General features: G+C 69.3%; 10 protein-coding genes and 1 pseudogene. 3 read left to right on the top strand and 8 right to left on the bottom strand.

What is annotated here, in order from left to right:
- Window positions 1–21: 21 nt before the first annotated feature.
- The 5 genes from ACIQUT_RS36435 to ACIQUT_RS36415 form a co-directional block, all read right to left on the bottom strand.
- Window positions 22–267 carry a hypothetical protein gene (locus ACIQUT_RS36435; RefSeq protein ID WP_403569522.1) on the bottom strand — a complete coding sequence of 82 codons (246 nt, stop codon included), beginning with the start codon at window positions 265–267 and terminating at the stop codon, window positions 22–24.
- A complete protein-coding gene (locus ACIQUT_RS36430; RefSeq protein WP_403569520.1) occupies window positions 264–1016 on the bottom strand; it encodes a TNT domain-containing protein in 753 nt (250 codons plus the stop codon). Before ACIQUT_RS36430 ends, ACIQUT_RS36435 begins: the two co-directional genes overlap by 4 nt.
- A gap of 115 nt (window positions 1017–1131) precedes the next feature.
- Entirely contained in the window at window positions 1132–2328 is a 1197-nt protein-coding gene (locus ACIQUT_RS36425; RefSeq protein ID WP_403569518.1) for a lysostaphin resistance A-like protein, read from the bottom strand.
- Window positions 2329–2407: 79 nt separating this feature from the next.
- Complete coding sequence (locus ACIQUT_RS36420) at window positions 2408–3025, bottom strand: hypothetical protein (protein WP_403569516.1); 618 nt, start codon at window positions 3023–3025, stop codon at window positions 2408–2410.
- Between the two features lie 137 nt (window positions 3026–3162).
- On the bottom strand, window positions 3163–7263 hold the full coding sequence (locus tag ACIQUT_RS36415) for a ricin-type beta-trefoil lectin domain protein (RefSeq protein WP_403569515.1): 4101 nt from the start codon (window positions 7261–7263) through the stop codon (window positions 3163–3165).
- 996 nt (window positions 7264–8259) lie between these two features.
- Between ACIQUT_RS36415 and ACIQUT_RS36410 the strand changes: the two genes are divergently transcribed.
- Complete coding sequence (locus ACIQUT_RS36410) at window positions 8260–15180, top strand: RHS repeat-associated core domain-containing protein (protein WP_403569513.1); 6921 nt, start codon at window positions 8260–8262, stop codon at window positions 15178–15180.
- A 674-nt stretch (window positions 15181–15854) separates the two neighbouring features.
- Here the strand turns inward: ACIQUT_RS36410 and ACIQUT_RS36405 are convergent.
- The 3 genes and pseudogenes from ACIQUT_RS36405 to ACIQUT_RS36395 form a co-directional block, all read right to left on the bottom strand.
- Window positions 15855–17135, bottom strand: a complete 1281-nt coding sequence (locus tag ACIQUT_RS36405) for a tyrosine-type recombinase/integrase (protein ID WP_403569512.1) — start codon at window positions 17133–17135, stop codon at window positions 15855–15857.
- A gap of 28 nt (window positions 17136–17163) precedes the next feature.
- Window positions 17164–17229, bottom strand: a pseudogene (locus ACIQUT_RS36400) (DNA-binding protein); the annotation flags it as partial.
- Window positions 17230–17264: 35 nt separating this feature from the next.
- Complete coding sequence (locus tag ACIQUT_RS36395; protein WP_403569510.1) at window positions 17265–18971, bottom strand: replication initiator; 1707 nt, start codon at window positions 18969–18971, stop codon at window positions 17265–17267.
- Between the two features lie 307 nt (window positions 18972–19278).
- On the opposite strand from ACIQUT_RS36395, the gene ACIQUT_RS36390 reads away from it, so the two are divergent.
- On the top strand, window positions 19279–19719 hold the full coding sequence (locus ACIQUT_RS36390; protein WP_403569508.1) for a winged helix-turn-helix domain-containing protein: 441 nt from the start codon (window positions 19279–19281) through the stop codon (window positions 19717–19719).
- A 1174-nt stretch (window positions 19720–20893) separates the two neighbouring features.
- Window positions 20894–21106, top strand: coding sequence for a hypothetical protein (locus ACIQUT_RS36385; RefSeq protein ID WP_403569506.1), 213 nt, complete (start codon window positions 20894–20896; stop codon window positions 21104–21106).
- Window positions 21107–21500: the final 394 nt, after the last annotated feature.

Genomic DNA, 21500 nt, shown 5'->3' with positions numbered 1-21500 from the left:
CGGTGGGCGGGCCGGGGGTGCTCAGCCGCCGGGCAGGAGGAGGCGCCGCAGGTGCGCGCACGCTTCGCCCTCTGTGGCATGCGCGGCGACCGGCTCGAAGACGCCGCGCTCGTACACACCCGTCTCCCAGCCGCCCTCGGGCCGCGCCCGCAGGAACAGGAAGTCGGGCGGTGTCGGCGCCGGCTCGTGCACGCCCTCGATCCAGTAGTACCCGGCAGGCACCCCGGCCTCCCGGAGCGCCCGTTCGAGCCGTCGGCGTTCGCTCACGACGCCGCCGGCACCAGGTAGCCGTGGTCGAGCAGCCACCTGACGTTCAGCCGCTGCCCCTCACCCGGGTCCAGAAAGGCCGGATCCAGCTTGATCTGCCTGCCGCCGCCCGGCTGCTCGAACCAGGGGGCGATGGCCCCCTCCCACACCGTGAACGGCTTGGCCACCTCGTACACGTGGTAGTCGCAGGGGAAGGCCGCGTCCCGCGTGTTGAGGTTCTGCGGGGGCAGGGCGCGCTTCGCGTACGGGTCCCCGGCCGGGGCGAGGTACGAGCCGTACTCGGAGCCGAAGCGGTCCAGGCGCTCGCCGGGCTCCAGCAGCTCGGGGGCCTTGTCCACGGTGCCGTTGACCTCGGCGAAGCCGTCGTTCGGCGGGTACTTCCAGCCGCCCGCGTCGGCCGGGCCCTCCCAGTACTTCTTCAGGAACTCGGCAGACGTCAGCTTCCCGGTCCGCTGGTAGTGCTTGAGCAGCGGCCCGACCGGCTGCTGCCACCGCTTCGGCAGGTACTGCGGCCCGAGCCGCTTGTCGCCCTCGAACTCCCCGGTGCACGCGGCCGGCGGAGCCGCGACGACAGCAGCAGAGCCGGAAACAGAACCGGAACCGGAAACGGGGCCGGAAACGGGGCCGGAAACGGGGCCGGTGCCGGTGGCGGCCTGGGCGGTGGCGGCCGGCGCGGCGGCGAGGACGACCCCGACGCCCATCGCGGCGAGGACGGCACGGATCCTCAGCTCGGTACGGGTGCGCTCCACACGGATCTCCTTTGACGCGGTCGGACGTGCCCGCGACACCGTAGAAGATCTCTGACGCTCCGTGACCACCGCGTGGCGCGATCCGGCCACCGCCGCGCGGCAGCCCGTACGCCTCTCAGACCGTCCCCGGGCCCGCCGCCGGCACCGGCGCCGGCACCGCTACGGCATCCGGCCCCGAAACCGAGGCGAGACCTCGGGCACCGGCCAGCCGGGCCACCACCAGGCAGTACACCGGCGCGCACACCAGCTCCACGACCAGCGCCTGCCAGGGCGCGTCCGCGGCGGTACCCGCATCCGCCAGCTGCCCGAAGGCGAGGGCGAGCCCGAACGAGAACACGTTGTTGGCGGTGTGCATGGCGATCACGGCCTCCAGCCCGCCCGTGCGGGCCACCAGCCACCCCCACCACAGCGACGAGTAGAGCAGCAGAAAGAAGCCGCTCCAGCCCCCGAACCCGTGCGCGAGGGCGAACAGCACCGAGGCGACGGCCACCCCCGCCCACGGAGAGCGCAGGAACCCGCCGAAGAACTGCGGGAGCCAGCCCCGGAACACGAACTCCTCCGCGCCCGCCTGGAACGGGACCAACACCACGAAGAGCGCCAGGCCGAGCAGCAGCTTCCCCGGCTCCGGGGCGTCCCCCTCGAAGACCGAGTCGCCCTCCGCGAGCCATTCCCACAGCATCAGCACGCCCATCTGCACGGCCATGAAGGGGAAGGCGACGGCGGCGCACAGCCCGAGCCACCTCCACCGCACCCGGCCGGCCACCGAAGCCAGCGTCCCAGCCGGGCGGGAACCGCACCAGCGCACCGCCAGCATCACCACGGGTATGCCGATCGCCAGCACGAGCAGCCCGAGCGCGGTGTCCACCAGCGGGTCCGCGATCAGCACGTCGCCGTCGTCGGGGGCAGGCTCCGCTCCGAGGGCGGTGGCGACCACCAACCCGACACCGGTCACCACGACCATCCCGACGGTCAGCATCGCGACCACCACGAGCAGCTCACCGAGCCGGTGCCACCAGCCCTGCCGCCCGTTGCGCGCCTGCTCGTGGTACCGGGACCCGGCCGGCGCCGCAACCACCTTGGGCACCGTCCCGCCCCCGTACCCCCCGACCCACTGCTGCCCGTCGGCCCACTGGTGCCCGTCGGCCCACTGCTGCGGCGGCGCGGCCCAAGCCTGCGCAGGCGGGTAGGGGGAGTCGGCAGGAGCGGCAATGGGGAAGGGAGACGAGGAGGAGAACGACGACGACCCCCCACCGCCCCCGTCGCCCGTCGGCCCCCGCTCGGCGGTTCCGTCCGCCCCCGATATCTCCGCCACCCGAAGCCCCTTTCCTCCCACACGACCGACGACCGACGGCCCGCGAGCCGCCCCGGCACCCTAATCGATCACCCAAGCGTCAACCGCCGAACCAAACGACCAACCGAACGCCCGCTTCCCCGTGCACCCCGGCAAGGGTGCGCATGACCGCCCAGACAGGCCCCCAGTCGCTGTCGTCCACGACATGCTTCCGCCGCAGTCGGCCGATACGGAGGAGGCGCTCCCCGTCACGCCACTCGGTGCCTTCCGGCCAGCGCAGGCCGGCCCGGTACAGGTCGTGTGGGCCGGAAGGCCCGGCCAGCTCGGCGAACCGGTCCAGGCCCGTGTTGCGGCCGTGGAACTCCCAGGCCCCGTCCGCACGCCGCCGGTACTCGTGCACGCACGCGTCGACCTCGGACGCGGCCTCCTCCCAGTCGGCCGCAGCGATTTCGGCCCACGTGATCCAGGACGCGCTGTGCGCACCACCCCAGTCCGCGTAATCGGCCCGTACCTCCGCGGACGCGTCGGAGGGCAACCCCCGACCCGCGGCAAGCGGCGGGAAGTCACCGCTGCGGACCCCGAAGAGGCACCCGAAGGCCGCGTACGAGCGGCCGTTGTAGAGGTGCGCGAGGTCGACCGCCGAGTGCCAGGAGCGGTCGTCCTCGTCCAGCCACCGGTCCCACCGGCACTCGATGAACCCGTATATGTCCGTCCCCATACCCGAATCCTCCCCGCCCACAGCCCACAGCCCACAGGCGATCGCTCTTCCACGCCACGAAAACGCCCACAACCTACGCGCAGGGGCTGCTCCCTCGCGATGTGCGAGGGAGCAGCCCCTGGTACGCGCGGATGCGCTTAAGAGACGGGGACCGGGACGGGCAGTGGGGCCGTGCTCAGGGTGGGCATGGTCCACCGCTGGGCGGGACTGCGGTTGCAGTCGAACAGCCACAGCTGCTTGCCGGGCGTGGTGTCGAAGTTGCCCAGGTCCAGGCAGCGCCCGGAGGCGGGGTGGTGGATGCTGCCGTCCGCCCGCGGCAGGAACCGCTGGCTCGGTGCGCCGCTGTCGCAGGTCCGGAGTTCGATGAGCGTGGTGTTCGCGATGCCCGCGTTGGCCGCGTTGAGGCACATGCCCTGGGTCCGGATGGTCCCGTCGCCCCGGATCTGGAACTTCTGGGCGCCGGTGCCGTTGCAGGCGGCGATCTGGATCCTGTTGCCGTCCTCGGCCCGGTCGAAGTCGTTGTCGACACAGTTGCCGGCCGACGCCGTCAGGGAGATCGGGCCGGTGGCGCCCGGTGCGGTGGGGGCGGCAGCGTACGGATAGACGGTGAAGTTGCTGATGCCTCCCTGCTTGAGGTGATCGTGGGCGGCTCCGTCCGCCTTGAACCGGCCCAGTACGAGCGGTCCGCTCGGCGCCGGGCTCGCGGCGGCCCGGTGGATGCCGCTGGCCGCGAGTACACCGTTGACGTAGAGGCTCATGCGGCCGGTGCCGGCGTCGTAGACGGCGGTCAGCTGGGTCCAGACGTCGGGCGTGAAGCGGGCCGCGTCGGTGGTGGTGTCGGTGTAGTCGAACGGCCAGCCGCTGTCGTCGGCCGAGGCCAGGGCGAACAGCCAGCGGGCGGAACTGCGGTCGGGGTAGAGGATGAAGCTGCTGGCACGGTTGCCGTCCTGGCTCGCGATGACACCGCCGCCGGCGTCGGCCTTGGCCCAGGTGCTGAGGGTGAAGCTCTGGCGCGTGTCGACAGCCGGTCGGGCGGAGGTGAGCGTCGCGGGCGCCTGCTTGCCGTCGAAGGCCGTGTAGGGCGTGGAACGGCCGCCTATGTGCTCGGCCGCGGCGATCTTGACATTGCCTGCTGCTGTTGCGTGGTTCGTGCCGACCGCGTCAGGGGTGGTGGCGCCGTTCTGGCCGGTAAGCGCCCACCGGCCGGTGGGAGGGTTGAGACTGCCCAGGGCGACGGTGGCCGGGTCGATGCCGGTGACGGTCGGGTGGGGGACGGTAGTGCCGTTGGGCGCGGTGCCCGTGCCGTTGAAGGCGACGAGCTGCTGGTTGGTGTCAACGGCCCACAGGTCCGGGATGCCGTCCCCGTTCAGATCCCCGTCGGAGCCGACCCTCGGGTAGGTCTTCGGATCGACCTTGCCGGAGATCGGGCCGGCGGCCGGGTCGGTGAACCCGGTGAGGTCGGGCGCCTGCTTGGTGCCCTTGACGGAGAAGGCGTGCAGTGTGCCGTCAGCCTTGGACCGCGCCCACAGCGTGGGGAAATCCGTTCCCTGGGCGCGGCCGGGAGTGATCAGGTCGTAGCCGTCCCAGCGGGTGTCATTCGCGGAGAGGAGGATCGCGCGGGCGTCCAGCTGGTTGCCGGATCCTGCCAAGGCCAACCACAGCCTGCCCTTTTCCACGAAGAGCAGAGAGGTGCGGGGCAGGGCGTTCGGCTTGGCGTCGGAGTCCCCTGTGACGGAACCGAGAGCGGCGATCTGGGTGACTTTGGACCAATCCAGGCCGTAGCCGTGGGCCGAGCAATCGATCGGCGCGTTTGCGGCCGTGGCACAGCCGGTCGGCTTCGTCACGGGGACGATGTCCTGGCTGTCGAAGCGGCCTTCGACGCCGTCGTTGCGGTACAAGGAGAGCATCGGGCTCGCCGGCGCATGGGCGAACAGGTCGTCGACGAGGGCCCAGCCAGGACTGCCGCGGTGGCTGAACTGAACGGCGCTCCAGCCGTTCCCGCCGGGCGCAGATTCTATGCCGGCCTTGGGTGCTGTGGCAGGGTCGGCGTCGGACCCGATCACGCGCAGTGCGCCCGAGCTGTCGGGCAGCAGGATGTCGGCCTTCCGGTCGCCCGTGACGTCACCGAAGACGGGTGCCGGGCTGTTCGGGTTGGACGGGACGTAGAAGCTGTAGGCGACGGGCTGCGACAGATTGCCCGCGTTGTCCTGCGTCTGGAAGTAGAGGAAGTTCGTGCCCCACTGCTGCGGGGTGAGCTTGATGGTCGCCTTGCCGTCGGTGAGCTTGGCGATGCCCGTGTCGGTGTCGGTGCACTTCCAGTTGACGGCCGCTGCCTTCACGGGGTCGGTCGTCCAGCGGGCGCAGGCCAGGCCCGAGCTGCGGCCGCCGCCGGGCGGGGCGGGGTCGGTGCCGCCGATGGTGAAGGTGCCTTCCTCGCCCACGCGCTTGGGGTGCGCGTCGATGGTGCCCGAGGCGGGGAAGTCGCTGGAGGCAACGGCTGCGGTCGGCGGGGTGCGGTCGACGCGGAGGAAGCACCACTCCGTGTCGGCGCTGGTCAGCGTGCCGTCCGTGGTGCGGGCCGCCCAGCCGTACTGGTGGCCGTCGACCAGCGGGCCGACGTCGACGGTGACGTCGCCGTAGTCGCTGTTCCAGCCGGTCTCGGCGGCGTACGTCTTGCCGTTGTCGTCGTCGTCCCAGTACACGAAGGCGGTCCACAGCTGGCGTTTGGTGGCCGAGTACGTGGAGGTGGTGAGGGTGATGTTGTTGTTGGCGCCGACCCATCCCGGGTTGTCCCAGGGGTTCGCGGTGCCGGGAGTGCGGCAGTCGGCGTACGAGGCCGTGCTCGCGAAGCCGGGAGTGGGCCGGGTGCGGGGCCACCACACGGTGGGCGTGATGTCGTACTCGACGGTGATGTGCGGGGTGTTCTCGTAGCGCTGCCGGTAGTACTTGTTGTACTCGTCGTCCGGCGCGAGGCCGACGGTGATCGTGGGCCACTGGTACCGGACGGCGCTCTTCACCAGGTCCGTGACGTTGAAGTCGATCTGGCCGGTGCCCGACATGTTGGTCTGGCCGACCTTGTTGCAGCCCTGCATCGTGGAGCGGGTGCCGCAGGGCTGCCGGTTCCAGCTCGTCGGGTTGCCGATGGCGCTGGTGGAGTACAGGCCCATCGGCGTGGCTGTGTTGGGGCTTGAGGAGGAGATCACGGTCGCGGAGAACGTCGCGCCGATGACCTCGGTGTTGTAGAGGCGGGAGTCCACGCCGATCTGGAAGTAGGCACGCGTACGGCCGATGCCCGTGCAGGGCGGATTGCCGACGTTGTAGCCGCAGTAGCCGGTGGCCGGCTTGTCCTGCCCGTGCTCGGTGCCGTTGAACTCGTTCGTGTCCGGGTAGGCCTCCTGGACCTGGGCCCATGCCTGGTTGCCGTTGTCGATCGTGGGGTTCCACCCCGGGTCGATGTACCAGGGGCCGGTGCCCTTGCTCAACAGCTCCGCGTCGGGGACCAGGTCGATGCCCTTGGCGTCGGCGGTCGTCCGGACGGGCTTCACGGTCGCGCCCGTGCCCGGGCCGTCCGCGCTGGACGGGGCGGGCGGTTCTTCGGAGGCGCGCGGGGCCTGCGGGGCGTCGGCGCCGGCCGACTTGCTCAGGCGCTGGGCGGAGCCGGCGGCGGCCGGGCCCGACGCGGCGCCGGCGGAGTCCCACATGAAGGACGTCGGGCTGGTGAAGCGGGTCCGCCCGCTGGTGTCTTTGACCTCCAGGTTGCCCGCGGGGTCGCTGCTGACGGCCAGCCCGTCGGCCTCGACGTCGAGCCGGAGCTTCCGTACGGCCGGGTTGGCGGCGGCCTGCGCCGTGCGCACGATCAGGACCTGGCTCCAGCCGCCCTGCCGGTCGGCAGTCAGCCGCAGGTCCACGTCCGGAAGCACGTTCCGGTAGAGGGCGCTGTCACCGATGAGGGTGGGCTTGGGCAGCGCGAACGGGGCCTTGAACGCCACCTTCTTGCCGTCGGCGGTCGTCATCGCGGCCATGGCGCCTGAACCGCCGCCGGAGAAACTGAGCTTCGAGGAAACCGCGGTGGGGACGACGGTGCCGTCCGCGGCGGCGTGCAGCGTCGCGTCGAGCGTGCGCCACTTCCCGTCCTGGCCCTTGACGCGCTCCGGTACGGCGCTCGTGTCGGTGCTGAGCGTGCCGCTCGGGTTGGCGAAGGTCTGCCGGTCCGCGGTCGTCAGCTCGGCGATCGCCACCCGCTTTCCGCTGCTCCTGGCCTCGGCGAGGGCCTTGGTGACGGCTGTCTCCCGGGCGCTCGGTGCGGGCTTGGGCGGGGGCGCGGGCCAGGCACGCTGCGCTGGTCCGTGACCGCGGGGTCCGTCGTCGGCCGCGGCGGGCGGAGCCGCGATCAGACCCGCGCCGAGCGAGAGAACGGCTGCCCCCGCGAGGGGAAGCAGCGCGATGCGCAGGGCGCCTCGTCTGTGGCCCGGCGGCCGTGGTGTCCGCGGAGTTCGTGGTGCAAGGAATGGCGGCCTCACGTGCATTGCCCCCCTGAGCTGTGAGACGGACAGAAGTCAGCGGCACTTTTCCTTCACGACTGCAATGGTGTCAACGATATTCAAGATGCGGCAGTCCGTTTTGGGTGTAAAGCCTCCTATATGCCCAAGGGGTGACGTGAGTCACTTCGGGGGAATGTAAAACTCCGCTGTCAAATCGAACGCGTGCTCCGTAATGTGCGTTCCCTCTGGGATCCGTCTGCCCGGAGTTCACGTTCTTCTGTGTCCTGTGGGGGGATTCGGTTGTCTCGTAGACGTGGGTTCTTCGTGCGCTCGCGCCCCGGGCGCTCTCGTGTCGCGGTCGTGGCCGCGTTTGCAGTGCTCTTCTCCGGCCTGGGGCTTCCCGTGGTCGAGGCGGCGGAGAAGCCGCCCGAAGTGTGGGTTCCGCCGAATACGCCGCTACCGGATGCAAAACCGGTCAAGGGCTCTGACGCGAAACGTGCGGCCAAGAATTCGCCGTCTGGCCGAAAGTGGACGCCAGATTCGAACAAGAAGCTCCCCTCCGGAGTTTCGACGGTCACCGTTGAATCAAAAGGTGGTGCCCGTGCAGTTCCGGGATCTGGGGCGGTTCAAGCCGGAGAACTGCCTGTCTGGATTACATCCGTAAATGGCGCGAATCGCTCGACGTCCTTTTCCAGTCACGCCATCGGGGGTTCGGCAGCCGATTCCGGCCAGGACACGACGCTGCGTGTCGAGGTGAAGGACCCCACCAAGACCCGTGCGGCCGGCGTGAACGGTGCACTCGTCGCCGTCAGCAGCGCCCCGGGAGCCGCTCCGGCGGACAAGGTCGAGGTCGGTCTCGACATCTCTGCCTGGGCCAAGGCCGCCGGCGCCAACTGGGCCGACCGCGCCGCCTTGGTACAGCTGCCCACCTGCGCCCTGACCACCCCCGGCGCCCCCGGATGCACCACGCGCAAGCCCCTGAACTCGCACCGGGACGCCTCCGGGCGCCTGGTCGCGCAGGTCGACGTGCCCAGAACTCCAGCGGCCTCTGCCCCTGCGGCCAAGGGGCAACCTGGCGGAGCCAAGTCGGCACCGGCGGCTCCGCAGATGCTCGCCCCGCAGGACCTGGCGATCGCCGTCGAGGCGGGCCCCCAGGGTGCCAGCGGTGACTACACGGCCACCCCGCTCCAGCCGTCCGCCTCCTGGCAGGCCGGGGCCAACGCCGCGAACTTCACCTACGGCTACACCGTCGAGGTGCCCAACGGCATCGCCGGCGCCGGACCGGGCATCTCCCTCGGCTACGACTCGTCCTCCATCGACGGACGCACGGCGTCGACAAACGCGCAGGCGGGCCCGATCGGCGAGGGCTGGGACTGGAGCCCCGGCTCCGTCTCCCGCTCGTACAAGCAGTGCAAGGACGCCGGCATCAAGGACTCGGGCGACGAGTGCTGGGCCGGCGACATCCTCTCCCTGAACCTCGCCGGGCACTCCGGGCAGATCGTCCGCGACGACGCCACCTGCGTCTACCGCCTCCAGAACGACGACGGCACGAAGGTCGAGCGGCTGACCGGCCAGCGCAACTCCGCCTGGAAGGGCGAGGCGTTCAAGGTCACCACCACCGACGGCACCCAGTACTACTTCGGCTCCAACCGCCTCCCCGGCGGCGACGGCACCGACCCCGAGGCCAAGTCGGTCTCCACGGTCCCCATCTACTTCAACAGCGGCCGGGACAAGTGCCTCGGCGCCGACACCCCGGCCAACGGCACCCACCAGCAGCTCGGCTGGCAGTGGAACCTCGACTACGTCGTCGACCCGCACCAGAACCTGACCAGCTACCGCTACGAGCAGGAGCACAACCACTACGGGCGCGGCGGCGGCCAGAACAACGGCAACGGCAGCCCGACCCAGTACCAGCGCGGCAGCTACCCGACCTGGATCGGCTACGGCCAGCGCCTGCCCGAGCAGATCGCGGCCAAGGGCGCGGCCAAGCCCGCCGCCCAGATCCTGTTCGAGACTGCGGAGCGCTGCTTCGCAGCCGGCGCCATCACCTGCGACCCTGCCCAGCGCACCAAGGCCAACGCGAAGTCCTGGCCCGACACCCCCGTCGACCAGGAGTGCGCGGCCACCGGCCAGTGCCTGAACCTCTCGCCGACCTACTTCACCACCAAGCGCCTCACGAAGATCAACACGGAGGTGCTGGCGGGCACCGGCTACCGCCGGGTCGACTCCTACGTCCTCAACCAGTCCTTCCAGGACCCGGGCGACGGCTCGTCGCCGACCCTCTGGCTGGACTCGATCGAGCGCCGGGCCTCCAACGGCAAGACGGAACAGAAGCTGCCGCCGGTGACGTTCGAGCCGCTGCAGATTTCCAACCGCGTCGACGGCGTGGTGAAGCGACCGGACGGCACGGAGGCCTCGGCGCCCCGCTACAACCGGCCGCGCATCCAGAAGATCACCACCGAGACCGGCGGCCTGATCAACGTCGTCTACAAGGCGCCCGAGTGCTCCCGCGTCAAGGGCACGATGCCGTCCTCCGAGGACGGCAACACGATGGCCTGCATGCCGGTCAAGTGGTACCTGCCCAAGCAGTCCTACGAAGACCCGGTCAACGACTGGTTCCACAAGGTCGTCGTCCAGTCGGTCACCCAGCAGGACATGGTCGCCGGCCAGGTCACCACCGTGACCGACTACGAGTACGGCGGCGGCATCGCCTGGCACCGCAACGACTCCGAGTTCGCCGACCCCAAGACCCGCACCTGGGACCAGTTCCGCGGCTTCGCCACGGTCACCACCCGCACCGGCAGCAGCAACGCCGCCGAGGCCCCGCGCACCAAGAGCGTGGCCACCTACCTGCGCGGCATGGACGGCGACGCCCTCGCGGGCGGCGGCAAGCGCAGCGTCACCCTCACCGACGCCCACGGCGGCAGCATCAAGGACGAGGAGTTCCTGTCCGGCCGGGTCCTCCAGACCGAGACGTACGACCGCGACGGCGGCACAGTCGTCGCGGACGAGGTCACCACCCCGTGGCTCGGCAAGACCGTCACCGCGACCCGCGCCCAGTCCGGCGGCATGCCCGCCATCACCGCCCGCGCCCAGAACACGGCCAAGGTCACGAGCCGGGCCAAGCTGGCGAACGGCACCTGGCGCACCGGCGAGCGCACCTCCGAGTACGACGACACCCCCTTCTCCCGCCCGCTCCGGGTCGACGACAAGCAGGACCTGTCCCGCCCCGAGCAGCGCCTGTGCACCGAGTTCGAGTACGCCGCCGGCCCCGGAGGCACCCCGACCGAGCTGGTCTCCCGCACCCTCGTCCTCTCGGGCGCCTGCGGCCAGACCCCGACGACGGCGAACACGGTCGGCGACACCATCGCCTACTTCGACAACCAGCCCGCCAAGCAGGCCGGCGCGACCGGCGACCAGACGGGCACGGCGGTCCTGGAGAAGTACGACGACGCGGGCAAGCCGGTCTACCGCCTCAACTCCACCTCCACGTACGACGCGTACGGCCGCGTCACCAGCAACACCAACAAGGTCCGCAAGGACACCGCCCACCCCGACGGCGCGGTGACCACGACCGAGTACAAGCCGGCCACCGGCAGCATGCCCACCGCGGTCACCCACACCAACCCGCTGGGCTGGAAGACGACCACGACCCTCGACCCCGGCCGCTCGCTGCCGCTGAAGACCACGGACGAGAACAAGCACGTCGCCGAACGCGAATACGACGCCTTCGGCCGCGTCACGTCCATCTGGCAGCCCGGCCAGGAGCGTGCGAAGGGTGCACTGCCCGTACGCAAGTACTCGTACGCGATGAACGGCACCAGCGCGCCGTCCAGCGTCCTGAGCCAGGCGCTGATGGGCAACAAGCAGACCTACACCACGAGCTACACGATCTACGACGGCCTCGGCCGGATCCGTCAGACGCAGGCGAACACGGTGTCGGGTGCCAAGGGCCGCCTGGTCACCGACGCCCTGTTCGACTCCCACGGCCGCCAGGTCAAGACGAGCGCCCCGTACTACAACGACGAGGCTGCCCCGTCAGGGGCACTGTTCCTCCCGAACGGCGGCGTCGAGCCCGACAGCAAGATCCCGGCACAGACCATCTCCGTTTTCGACGGCCTGGGCCGGACCACAGCCTCCGTCTTCCAGTCGTACGGCATGGAGCAGTGGCGCACGAAAACCGAGTACCCCGGCGCTGACGAGACCCGCACCATCCCGCCGAACGGCGGCCGCGCGACGGCGACGATCAGCAACGGCACCACGTCGCACCTGCGCCAGTACAAGTCGAACACTCCCACCGGGGCGTACGACGAGACGACGTACGAGCGCAATGCGCAGGGCAAGGAGCTCCGGCGCAAGGACGCCGCCGGCAACGAGTGGACGTTCGCCTACGACCTCCTCGGCCGGGTGGTGAAGACCACCGATCCGGACTCGGGAACCAGCACCACGGTCTACGACGACAGCAAGAACCTCACCACCGTCACCGACGGCAGGGGCAAGAGCGCCACCACCGTCGTCGACCTCCTCGGCCGCTCCGTGGCCAGCTACGAGGGCAAGGCCGTCGACTCGGCCAAGCAGGTGGGCGGCTTCACCTACGACACCAAAGCCCTGGGCAAGCCCGCCACGAGTACCCGCTACGTCGGCGGGGCAGGCGGCAGCGCCTACGTCACGGAAGTCACCGGATACGACGCCGGCTACCGCCCCGTCGGCACCAAGGTGACGATTCCTCCGGTTGAGAAGGGCTTGGCCGGCGTCTACGAGACGAAGAACACCTACGACGCGTACGGACAGCTGGTCCAGTCGGACCTGCCGGCCATCCCGAAGGCAGGGCTCGGTGTCGAGTCCCTGGCCATCGGCACGGACGGATCCGGCAACCTCTCCACGCTTGACGGCACCATCGCAGGGGTCCGGACCCCTTACGTCGCACGCGTGCTCTTCGACGCGTACGGTCAGGCCATTCGCACGACGGTCGGTGAGAGCGGCCTGCAGGTCGTCTCCACGCTCGACTACGACATCGCGACCGGCCGCCCCGTCCGCTCCACGCTCGACAAGCAGACCGCGGCCAGGGCCAGCGTCGACGTCGTCGACTACACCTACAACCAGGTCGGCCAGCTGACCTCGATCGGTAACACGCAGGACGGCGCCAAGCGCGACCTGCAGTGCTTCACCCACGACTACCTGGGCCGACTGACCCAGGCCTGGACCGACACGGGCGCCCAGACCACCGCCCCGCAGCCGAGCGTCCGGGGCATCGGCGGCTGCGCCAACGCGAACGGCCCGGCGGTCGACGCCGCGGGCAAGCCCAGCGTGGGCGGCCCGGCTCCGTACTGGCAGCAGTACGAGTACGACCTGATCGGCAACCGCAAGAAGCTGGTCCGCAAGGACGTCACGGGCGACGCGGCCAAGGACACGACGGTCACCCAGACCTTCGGCGGCCGCCAGAACACCCCCTCCACCGACCCGAAGACGGGCGGCGGCACGGGCGGCCCGCACGCCCTGATGGCCTCGACGGAAACCGGCCCGGCAGGCACCAAGGTCACGTCCTACACGTACGACTCCGGCGGCAACACCGCCTCCGTCACCGACACCCCCGGTACCCGGACCCTGACCTGGAACGACCAGGGCAAGCTCGACAAGATCACCGGAACCGGCGAGAAGGGCAGCACCAGCTACCTCTACGACACGGGCGGCAACCAGCTCATCCGCCGAGACCCGGACAGCACCACCCTCAACCTCGGCACCGACCAGATCACCCTCAACACGACCACCGGCAAGGTCAGCAACGTCCGTACCTACGCGGCCCCCGGCGGCCTGTCCGTCACCCGCACCACCACCGGCGGCCAGTCCGACCTCACCTACCAGAGCTCCGACCACCACGGCACGGGCGGCGTCCAGTTCAAGGCCACCGACCTCGCCCACGTCCGCCGCGCCACGGACCCCTTCGGCAACGACCGCGGCACCCCGCCCGCCCCGGACAGCTGGGCGGGCGACAAGGGCTTCATCGGCGGCACCAAGGAGAAGTCCACCGGCTTCACCCTCCTGGGCGCCCGCGAGTACGACCCGACGACGGGCCGCTTCATCAGCCCCGACCCGATCATCGACGCCGGCGACCCCCAGCAGTGGAACGCGTACGCCTACTCCAACAACGACCCGATCAACAAGTCGGACCCCAGCGGCCTCGCGTACAAGTGCGAGCAGGGCGAGTGCGGCGGAAGCAGCTGGGTCAAGACCCAGACCTTCTCGCACCACGAAGAGACCAGCGACCACAATCACGACGGCAGCAGCGGTTCTGACGATGGTGAGACCGCGCTGAGGAATGCCCACAACAAGCTCAACAAAGCCAAGCAGCGGCGCGACCACCTCATCCACGAGGTCGTCAACCTCATCGGCGACCTGATCGGCTACAACGACGCCCGCGACTGCTTCACCAAGGGCGACGTCATGGCGTGCATCAACACGGCCCTGGGCGCCGTCCCGTGGGGCAAGATCGCCAAAGCCATCAAGGTCGGCATCAAGGCCTTCAAGATCTACAAGGAGCTGAACAAGGCGTACGGCGCCATTCACGAAGCCGAACGCGAGGTTGCCGGCGCGGCTTCCGCCATGACCCGCGCCAAGACGGCAGCCAAGGAAGCCCGCGACGCCGAGGCCAAGGCAGCCCAATCGGCATCGGAGAAGGCCGGCAAAGAGACAGCCACCGACAGCGCCGGAACGGAATCGAGAGCCACACGCGAGACGTCCGATGCGGAAGCCAGCGCCGGCTCCGCCGAATCCCACAGCAGCGGGGGCGCCGAGGTAGATGCCGGAACGGCGTGCAAGGTCAAGCGCAACAGCTTCCCGACCGGTACCCGCGTCCAGTTGGCCGAAGGCACGACCAAGGAGATCCAGGACGTCCGCGTCGGCGACATCGTCCTCGCCACGGACCCGCAGACCGGCGAGACCCGTCCGCAGCAGGTGACGGCCACCATCACGACCCCCGACGACAAGGAGTTCACGGACCTCACCCTCACCGACGATTCCAACCCCCGGGCCCCGCCGGCCGACCTCACCTCGACCTTCCACCACCCGCACTGGAACGAGACCCGCCGCCAGTGGGTCGACGCAGGCGAATTCAACCCGGGCGAGCAACTCCGCCGCCCCGACGGCACCACCCTCACGGTCAAGACCAAGCGCAACTACCCCTACGCAATCACCACCCACAACCTCACCGTCAACGACTTCCACACGTACTATGTGCTGGCGGGGGATACGCCGGTACTCGTTCATAATTGCGGCGGCGCGCTACTTGATAGAGCCCGTGAGCTTTATGCAACGCGGGCAGATGAGGCGTCGACAGTTGCAGTTGCCCGAGTTCAGAACGTGAATACGAACAGAGTCGAAACATGGGTCGCAACTGAACGTACCGGTCTCCCCGATGAATGGAAGGGAGGCAATGCACCCCTCCGTGGCGAGCGCTATATCCCAGGGCAAGGACATGCCGAGGCTACGATCATGAATCGCTTGGGGAGTGACTGGAAGATCGTAGGGATGGCTTCGTCGACTAGGATGTGCCCTGCGTGCTTCGCGCAAGCGACAGGTCCAGGAGTGGGCCTCACACCGAGCCCGATCGGCAAGGGCACCGGAGTGTCGAGCACTGGAAACACACCATGGCGAGTTGTTCTAGGGGGTGGCGGCTGATGGACTTGTGGAGCCTGACCGGAGGGCTGTCTCTCGCCAGGATGCGACCCATCCTTGAGGTTGCCGGGGCCTCGCGCCTGGCAGAGATCGATGACATCGTTGCGGGGTGCAGCGCTCCAGCAGTTCCTGGAGGTGCAGAGAAGATCGCCTTGCTGAGGAGCTGGCGAAGCGAGATCGGCGCCCTGGAGGACTCGTCTGCCCCGTCCTATTTTCAATCGACAGCTGCTGGAGTAGCGATTCTGGTGGCGTCGCAAGAGTTGCCTTCAGGCGATCGCGAATGGCGGATCAGATCCAGCGTGGGGAACTTCTGGGATTCCTGCGATGATCTGTTGCAGGCCGGCGGCGGATACTCAAGGGCTGAGTTTCGGGGAATCAAGACGACTCTGCGAGGAGTTGAGGACATGTGGCGTGATGGTGATTTCCGCTTGCTGTCCGAAGAGGGGGTCGATGTCGCAGAATTGTACGCGGCACGACTCTCTAAGATTCGCTCTAGTTACCCGAAGCGTCGACAGATTGCGCGAGTCGTAGCGGAGTGTGCCGAGTGGAATACTCCGACAATTTCCCCGTGATTTCTGTCTGGGTTATCGGAATCTGGTAGCAGCGCGACGGAGCCCTCATCGACAGTGATGTCGATGAGGGCTCCGTGCCGTTTGACGGCAACGCTGACGGCAACGTCAGCGGACGGCGGCTGCGGTGGGCGGGCCGTCAGGGTCGTCGTCCTGGCCGCCGAGGGCGTGGCCCAAGGCGTCGATGGCGTCACGCTGGAGTCGGAGTCGTACGTGGGCATAGACGCCGGCGGTGACGCCGATGTGGGCGTGGCCGAGGAGTTCCTTGATCACGACGAGGTCGACCCCCTGTTCCAGGAGCAGGGTCGCAGTCGAGTGTCGAAGGTCGTGGAAGCGGATGCGACGGAGCCCGGCCCGTCCGAGGAAGCTGCGGAAGCGGCGGGTGAGGTTGGCCGGGTCGAGAGGCCGCCCTGTGGGCGTGGTGAAGACGAGTCCGCTATCCGTCCAGCCCGTTCCTGCGGCCTGGCGCTCTGCCTGCTGGTGTTCTCGGTGTGTCTTGAGGGAGTGGATGCATTCGGTGGGCAGGGCGATGCGCCGCTCGGAGGCGCGGGTCTTGGTGTGCAGGGTGGTCAGGCCGCCGGTGCGGGTGCGCTGGAGGGAGCGGTGGATGCTGGCCGTGCCGCCGTCGAGGTCGAGGTCTTCCCAGCGCAGGCCGAGGAGTTCGCCCTTGCGGAGTCCGGTGCGCAGAGCGAGTTCGTACAGCGCGTGCAGCCGGTCACCGCTGGCCGCCTGGAGGAACCGTCGGGCCTCGGCCGCCGTAAGGGGCTGGAAGCGCCTCGGGCGGGGAGCGGCGGTCTTCACGTTCCGGGCGACGTTGCGCGGCAGCTCGTCCTCGCGGACGGCGTGTTCCAGGGCGGACTTGAGGACCGAGTGGACGTACGTCACGGTCAGCGGCGACAGCGTCTTGCCGCAGCACTGCCCGATGGCGCAGCAGGAACGCCGGGCCGCGTCCCGTTCCTGGGCGCAGCACTGGCAGGTGGTGCGGAGCCCGTCGAGGAAGGCGCGTACGTCGCGTGCGGTGAGTCGTGCGAGCTTGTTCTTGCCGAGTCCGGGGATGAGGTGGAGGCGGATGCAGGCCGCGTAGCGCGTGTGCGTGTTCTCGCGAAGCTGGTGGACGGCGACGTTGTTCAACCAGTACGTGAGGTAGTCGCCGACGGTGCTGTCGGCCGCGGCGATGGGGAGGCCGCGGTTGCTGGCGGCGATCTTCTCGGTGAGCTTGGTCATCGCGTCTTTGCGGGTGGTGCCGTAGACGCGGACGCGTTTGCGGGTGTTGCTGGGGGCGAGGACGTATCCGGCGGCTTCCCAGCGTCCGTCTTTGCGCTGGTAGACGGTTCCGTCGCCGTTGGCGCGTGTGCGGCGGGAGGCGGGGGTGTCGCGGGGTGTGGGCATCAGGCGGCGGCTTCCTGGTCGAGGCGGGTGAGGCGAGTTGGTGGGTGCGCAGCAGGTCGTAGACGGCGGAGCGGCCGAGCTGGAGGCGGGCCATGACCTGGGGGACGGTGAGGAGTTCGGTGCCGGCGGTCACGCGACGGCTCCCGTCCGGTCAGCGTCGGACGGCTGGCGTCCGGAGTGGCCGGGGCCGTCTGGTCGGCGCCCGTCGGGCCGGGTAGGCCGCTTGGCTTCCAGGAGGTTCGCGAGGTGGGCGAGTTCGGGCAGGAGGCCGGTTCCGGCGTACTGCCAGTGCGAGATGACGAGGGTCGTGTCCGCGTTGCCGCGCTGACCGGCCGTGTCGGCACAGTGACCGGCTCGGTGACCGGCGGTCAGGTCACTGCGGTCATCGCGGTCACCGCGCCGGTCAGTGACCGGCTGCCCGCCGACGGGCAGGTTGCTGTCGGCGGCCGTTTGCTCGGTGCGCGGGCCGACCGGGGCCGGAGCAGCGGCGTCAGCTTGGCGGGTACGCCAGGCGGTGCGTTCGGCTCGGAGGTGGGCGAGGGTGGTGGAGTAGTGGCGGGTGCGGGTGGAGAAGTGGCCTCGGAAGCCGAGCATGTGGGCCCATTGCCGCAGGCGGAGGTGGGCGTGCTCGGGACGGGTGGCGAGGTGCCAGGCGGTGTGGATTATGCGGCGGGCGTGGTCGGTGATGTCGTACTGGGCGAGCTCGGCGAGGAGCCGGAGGCGGCGGTCGAGGGTGCCGATGGTGGTCTCGGCGCCTTTGGTGGCGTACTTGGCGATGTAGGCGGCGACGTTCCGGTCGGTGACCGGTGCGTCGCCGGTGAAATCGGTGCCGCGGATCGGCCGGACGTCGATCTGCCGCCCGAACCGGAACATCAACCGAGGGTCTCGATCAGCGTCTTGGGACCGGGGCGCGTCCCCGGCGGACTGCCGCGGCTGGCCTTCGTGCAGGACGCGGGTGCGTGTGGCGGCGGTGCGTACGGCGTGGTCGAGGAGTTGGCTGGTAGCCCAGGCGGGTGGCGGGCTGGTGGGGCCGGTGGGTCCGTCGAGGCGGATGACGGCGTGGAGGTGGACCTGGCCGCGTTTTTGGTACTCGGCGACCTTGGCGTAGGAGAGGGTGGCGTGATGCCGCAGGGTGCGCTGGGTGAGTCCGGCGGCATTGGCGATCTCGCGGCGTAGGTGGGTGGTGAAGCGTGCCCACAGGGCCGGGGCGTGGGCGTTCCACAGCACCGCGCCCGCGTAGTCGTAGCGGTCGGGATCGAGCGGGGTGCCGAGGAGCGGGTCGTCGTCGGAGTGGGTGTGGCCGCAGTGGCAGCGGCCGGTGTCGGGCTGGTTGTGGACGGGCCCGAAGCCGGGTGCGGTGAGGGTGGCGAAGACGCGGGGGTGGGCGGCGACGCTGGTGGGGACGGTCTTGCCACCGCGAAGTCCCGCGGAAATGAGTTGGTAGGTGTCGTAGCGGTAGACGGTGGAACAGGCGGGGCAGCGGGTGACGCGGCGGTTGCCGCAACGGACCAACAGCTCGCCCGCCGGGAGCCGGCCGGAGTCGAAGTGGTCGAGGACCTCGCCAGTCGCGCTGTCCAGACGGGTTCGGTGCCCGGTGAGGCGGATCGGGTGCGCGCACCCGCCGAGCGTGCTGATCTGTCGTGCGAGGGGTGCGAGGTGTCCGGCGGCGGCGAGCTTCGCCAGCCTGCCGGTCAGCCTGGCGCGGCGCTCCAGCGCCGACCGCCCTGCCGCGGAGGCGGTGACGTCCGCCGAGCCGCTCGGCGTGGTGAACGCTTGCGACGGGCGCGAAGCGGTCGGAACGATTGCGGGGTACGGGAATTGGAGCTGTGAGGGCATGCGGAACAGGGCCTTTCGGCGGGAGTGTGGAAGCAGCGCGACGTGACGCTGGGCAGGCCGAAGTGATCGGCTCACAGGGAACGGGGCGCCTCGAAGTTGGGCGTGGATGCCGGGGCCGGCGGGGCCCAGTCGGCGCTGGCGCGGTGGTGATCACCGGCGGGTGCGTGACGTTAACATCGCCCCACGGGCGCATTCAAGTGCATCCCTCCTCATTCCTTTCTGTGGGGGGCGGGACGCGGGTAGTGTGGGGCCGGTTTCCCGGTTTGGACGGGCCGGATATTGCTGGTAGAGGGCACGGAAAGCGGGGGTGACCGGCGTGGTGGTGGGGCGGCGGGGGCGCAGGCCGGCGGCCAGCGGGGTGCCGTTGACGTTCGAGGTCATCGCCGAGACCCTGCGCGAGCGCATCCGCTCCGGTGGGCTGCGGCCTGGTGACGCGCTGCCGACGCAGGCCGTGCTGATGCGGGAGTTCGGGGCGTCGAGCCTGACCGTGCAGAAGGCCATGGCCCTGCTGAAGCAGGACGGGTGGGCGATCTCCCGCCCCGGCAAGGGCGCCTTCGTCGCCCACCACGACCACGCCGCCGATGACGCTGATGGCCTCGACGACCCGGAGACGATCGCCCCCGCCGGCGGGACGGCGGCCCGCATCGAGGCGCTGGAACGGGCGCTGGCCGAGGCTGTTCAGCAGATCGCCGACCTTCGTGGCCGCGTTGAAGCCCTGGAGTCGGGCGGCGGCAAGCCGGGCCACTGACCCGCCGTACCTGGGGTGGCCCGAGGGCGTGCGTTCAGATTTTCTCTACGAGGTTCAAGGCGGGCCCGCCGCCAAGGCTGGCCGCCGTCGCCGACAAGCCCCGCCGTTTGCTCCCGCGATCAGGCGTTCCTGGAGGCGCCGAGCCGACGCGGCAGCCAGGCTGTGGGAGCGGCAACCGGCCAGGTCGCCGGGATGACAGGAGCCGGGCTCCTCGCAGAGCAAGCTATCGCCTACGACCGTCCTACGGACGGATCGCAGGCGCAGGGCCGACCAGGGGGCCGACCCTCAACACCCGTCGCCTGGGCCACCGAGGGCGGTGGCCGGCGTCGCCGCTGGCGGGGAGCAAAGCTCCCGGCCACCCACAGCACGCCGGCCGAGGGCCGCCCCGGCAACCGACCGCCGAGCCGCTGAGAGGTAACCAGGCGTGCATGGTCGCCAAGCCCGCTGACGGCAGTAGTGACGGCAACAACCACGAACAACCCCGGCCGAACCCGTACCTCAGCGGACCACCGAATACCGCTTGACCTGCGAAAACGCAGGTAGGGAGGGGTCCGCCAGCACACGTACTATGTGCTGGCAGGCGTCACCCCGGTCCTCGTCCACAATTGCGGCGACGGATCGGCAGCTGATGGCGCTGCGCAGCAGGCGAGCAAGTCCGAGGTCAAGCCAATACACCTGGCATTGGGCTTGACATTCGATTCTCGTAGCGGTACTAGTCTGGACACCTTCGCCACTGAACACGGGGCCGTGACATGGAAGGACCAGAGGTTCAGCGATCTTTTCCCGGGTGGGGTTGCATCTGATTCCTCTCTGGAAACGATGATGCAACGAGTGCTCGACAGTGGTGGAAGAATTAGTTTCAACCTGGCAGGTATGCAAAATTTGCCAGGCGTGCTGGAGGGTACCGTGGGGGCGGGGTTGAGGACATCGTTTGAACTACGGCACGTTTGCGGAAATTCGGCAATTAGATCCATCGCCACCTTCCATAATGGGTCGGCGCCGTGTTGAGGGCGGAGGGCGTGCTCCTTGGAACCTGAGAGCGATTGGGTGAGATTGCTTGCCGAATACGCCCCCCCCGCACCCGGAAGGCAGCTGGTTTGAGCCGCTGCTGTGGCCGTTGCTTCAGGCTGCGTCTGACCTTCCTGCCCTCCGTGAGGCGTACCCAAGCCTTGCGATGAACAGTCTCGTGGTGTATCGCAATCAGGAGGTTTGGAAATCTGCCCCGGCGGATCGATGGCCGGCGGTATCCGTCGGTTCCGACGGGGTTTACGCTGTCATCTCGGATGCTTGGTCGGGTGAGGCCAAGGTGTTTCTTGCGACAACTGATCCGATCCTGGCTGCGATTGAATTGGGGAAACTGATCGATGCAATCAGGAAACGTCGATGATGTCTTTCCCTCTTTCCTCTTGGAGTGTCAGATGGCCGGGGAGGGTTGGTGAGCCGGGGGAAGTAGCAGTCACCGCGGTGACTGTCGGGGCGGTGATTCGAGAAGTTGCTCTCTGGCCCGCCGGGAGGGAGGCGGCATCCGACCTGCGCAGAAACTCGGCCTGATTGTGGAATCATCCCGGTATTGCCGCTGAGAGTTTCATGAACGTCGTTGCTCTCGCGATGCAATTCATGCAGTAGCAAACTTGAAGCCCCGTCAGGTGCGTCCTGACGGGGCTTCTGCGTGGGATGACGACAGTGGTTGACGCTGAGGTTGAAAGGGTGGGGTGACAGCGGGCGTTGGCGGTGCTACATCCTCGTCATGAGGTACGCGGATGGCGGCGGACTGACCGCCG

It is taken from the genome of Streptomyces sp. NPDC090445, assembly GCF_044769385.1.
Taxonomy (GTDB): Bacteria; Actinomycetota; Actinomycetes; order Streptomycetales; family Streptomycetaceae; genus Streptomyces.
This window is presented reverse-complemented; position numbering and strand designations above follow the sequence as displayed.

Bases quoted from the DNA above. Each gene is read 5' to 3' on its own strand.
- ACIQUT_RS36385 (WP_403569506.1), top strand. From the start codon at position 20,894: ATGAACAGTCTCGTGGTGTATCGCAATCAGGAGGTTTGGAAATCTGCC.
- ACIQUT_RS36395 (WP_403569510.1), bottom strand. From the start codon at position 18,971: ATGCCCTCACAGCTCCAATTCCCGTACCCCGCAATCGTTCCGACCGCT.
- ACIQUT_RS36420 (WP_403569516.1), bottom strand. From the start codon at position 3,025: ATGGGGACGGACATATACGGGTTCATCGAGTGCCGGTGGGACCGGTGG.
- ACIQUT_RS36405 (WP_403569512.1), bottom strand. From the start codon at position 17,135: ATGCCCACACCCCGCGACACCCCCGCCTCCCGCCGCACACGCGCCAAC.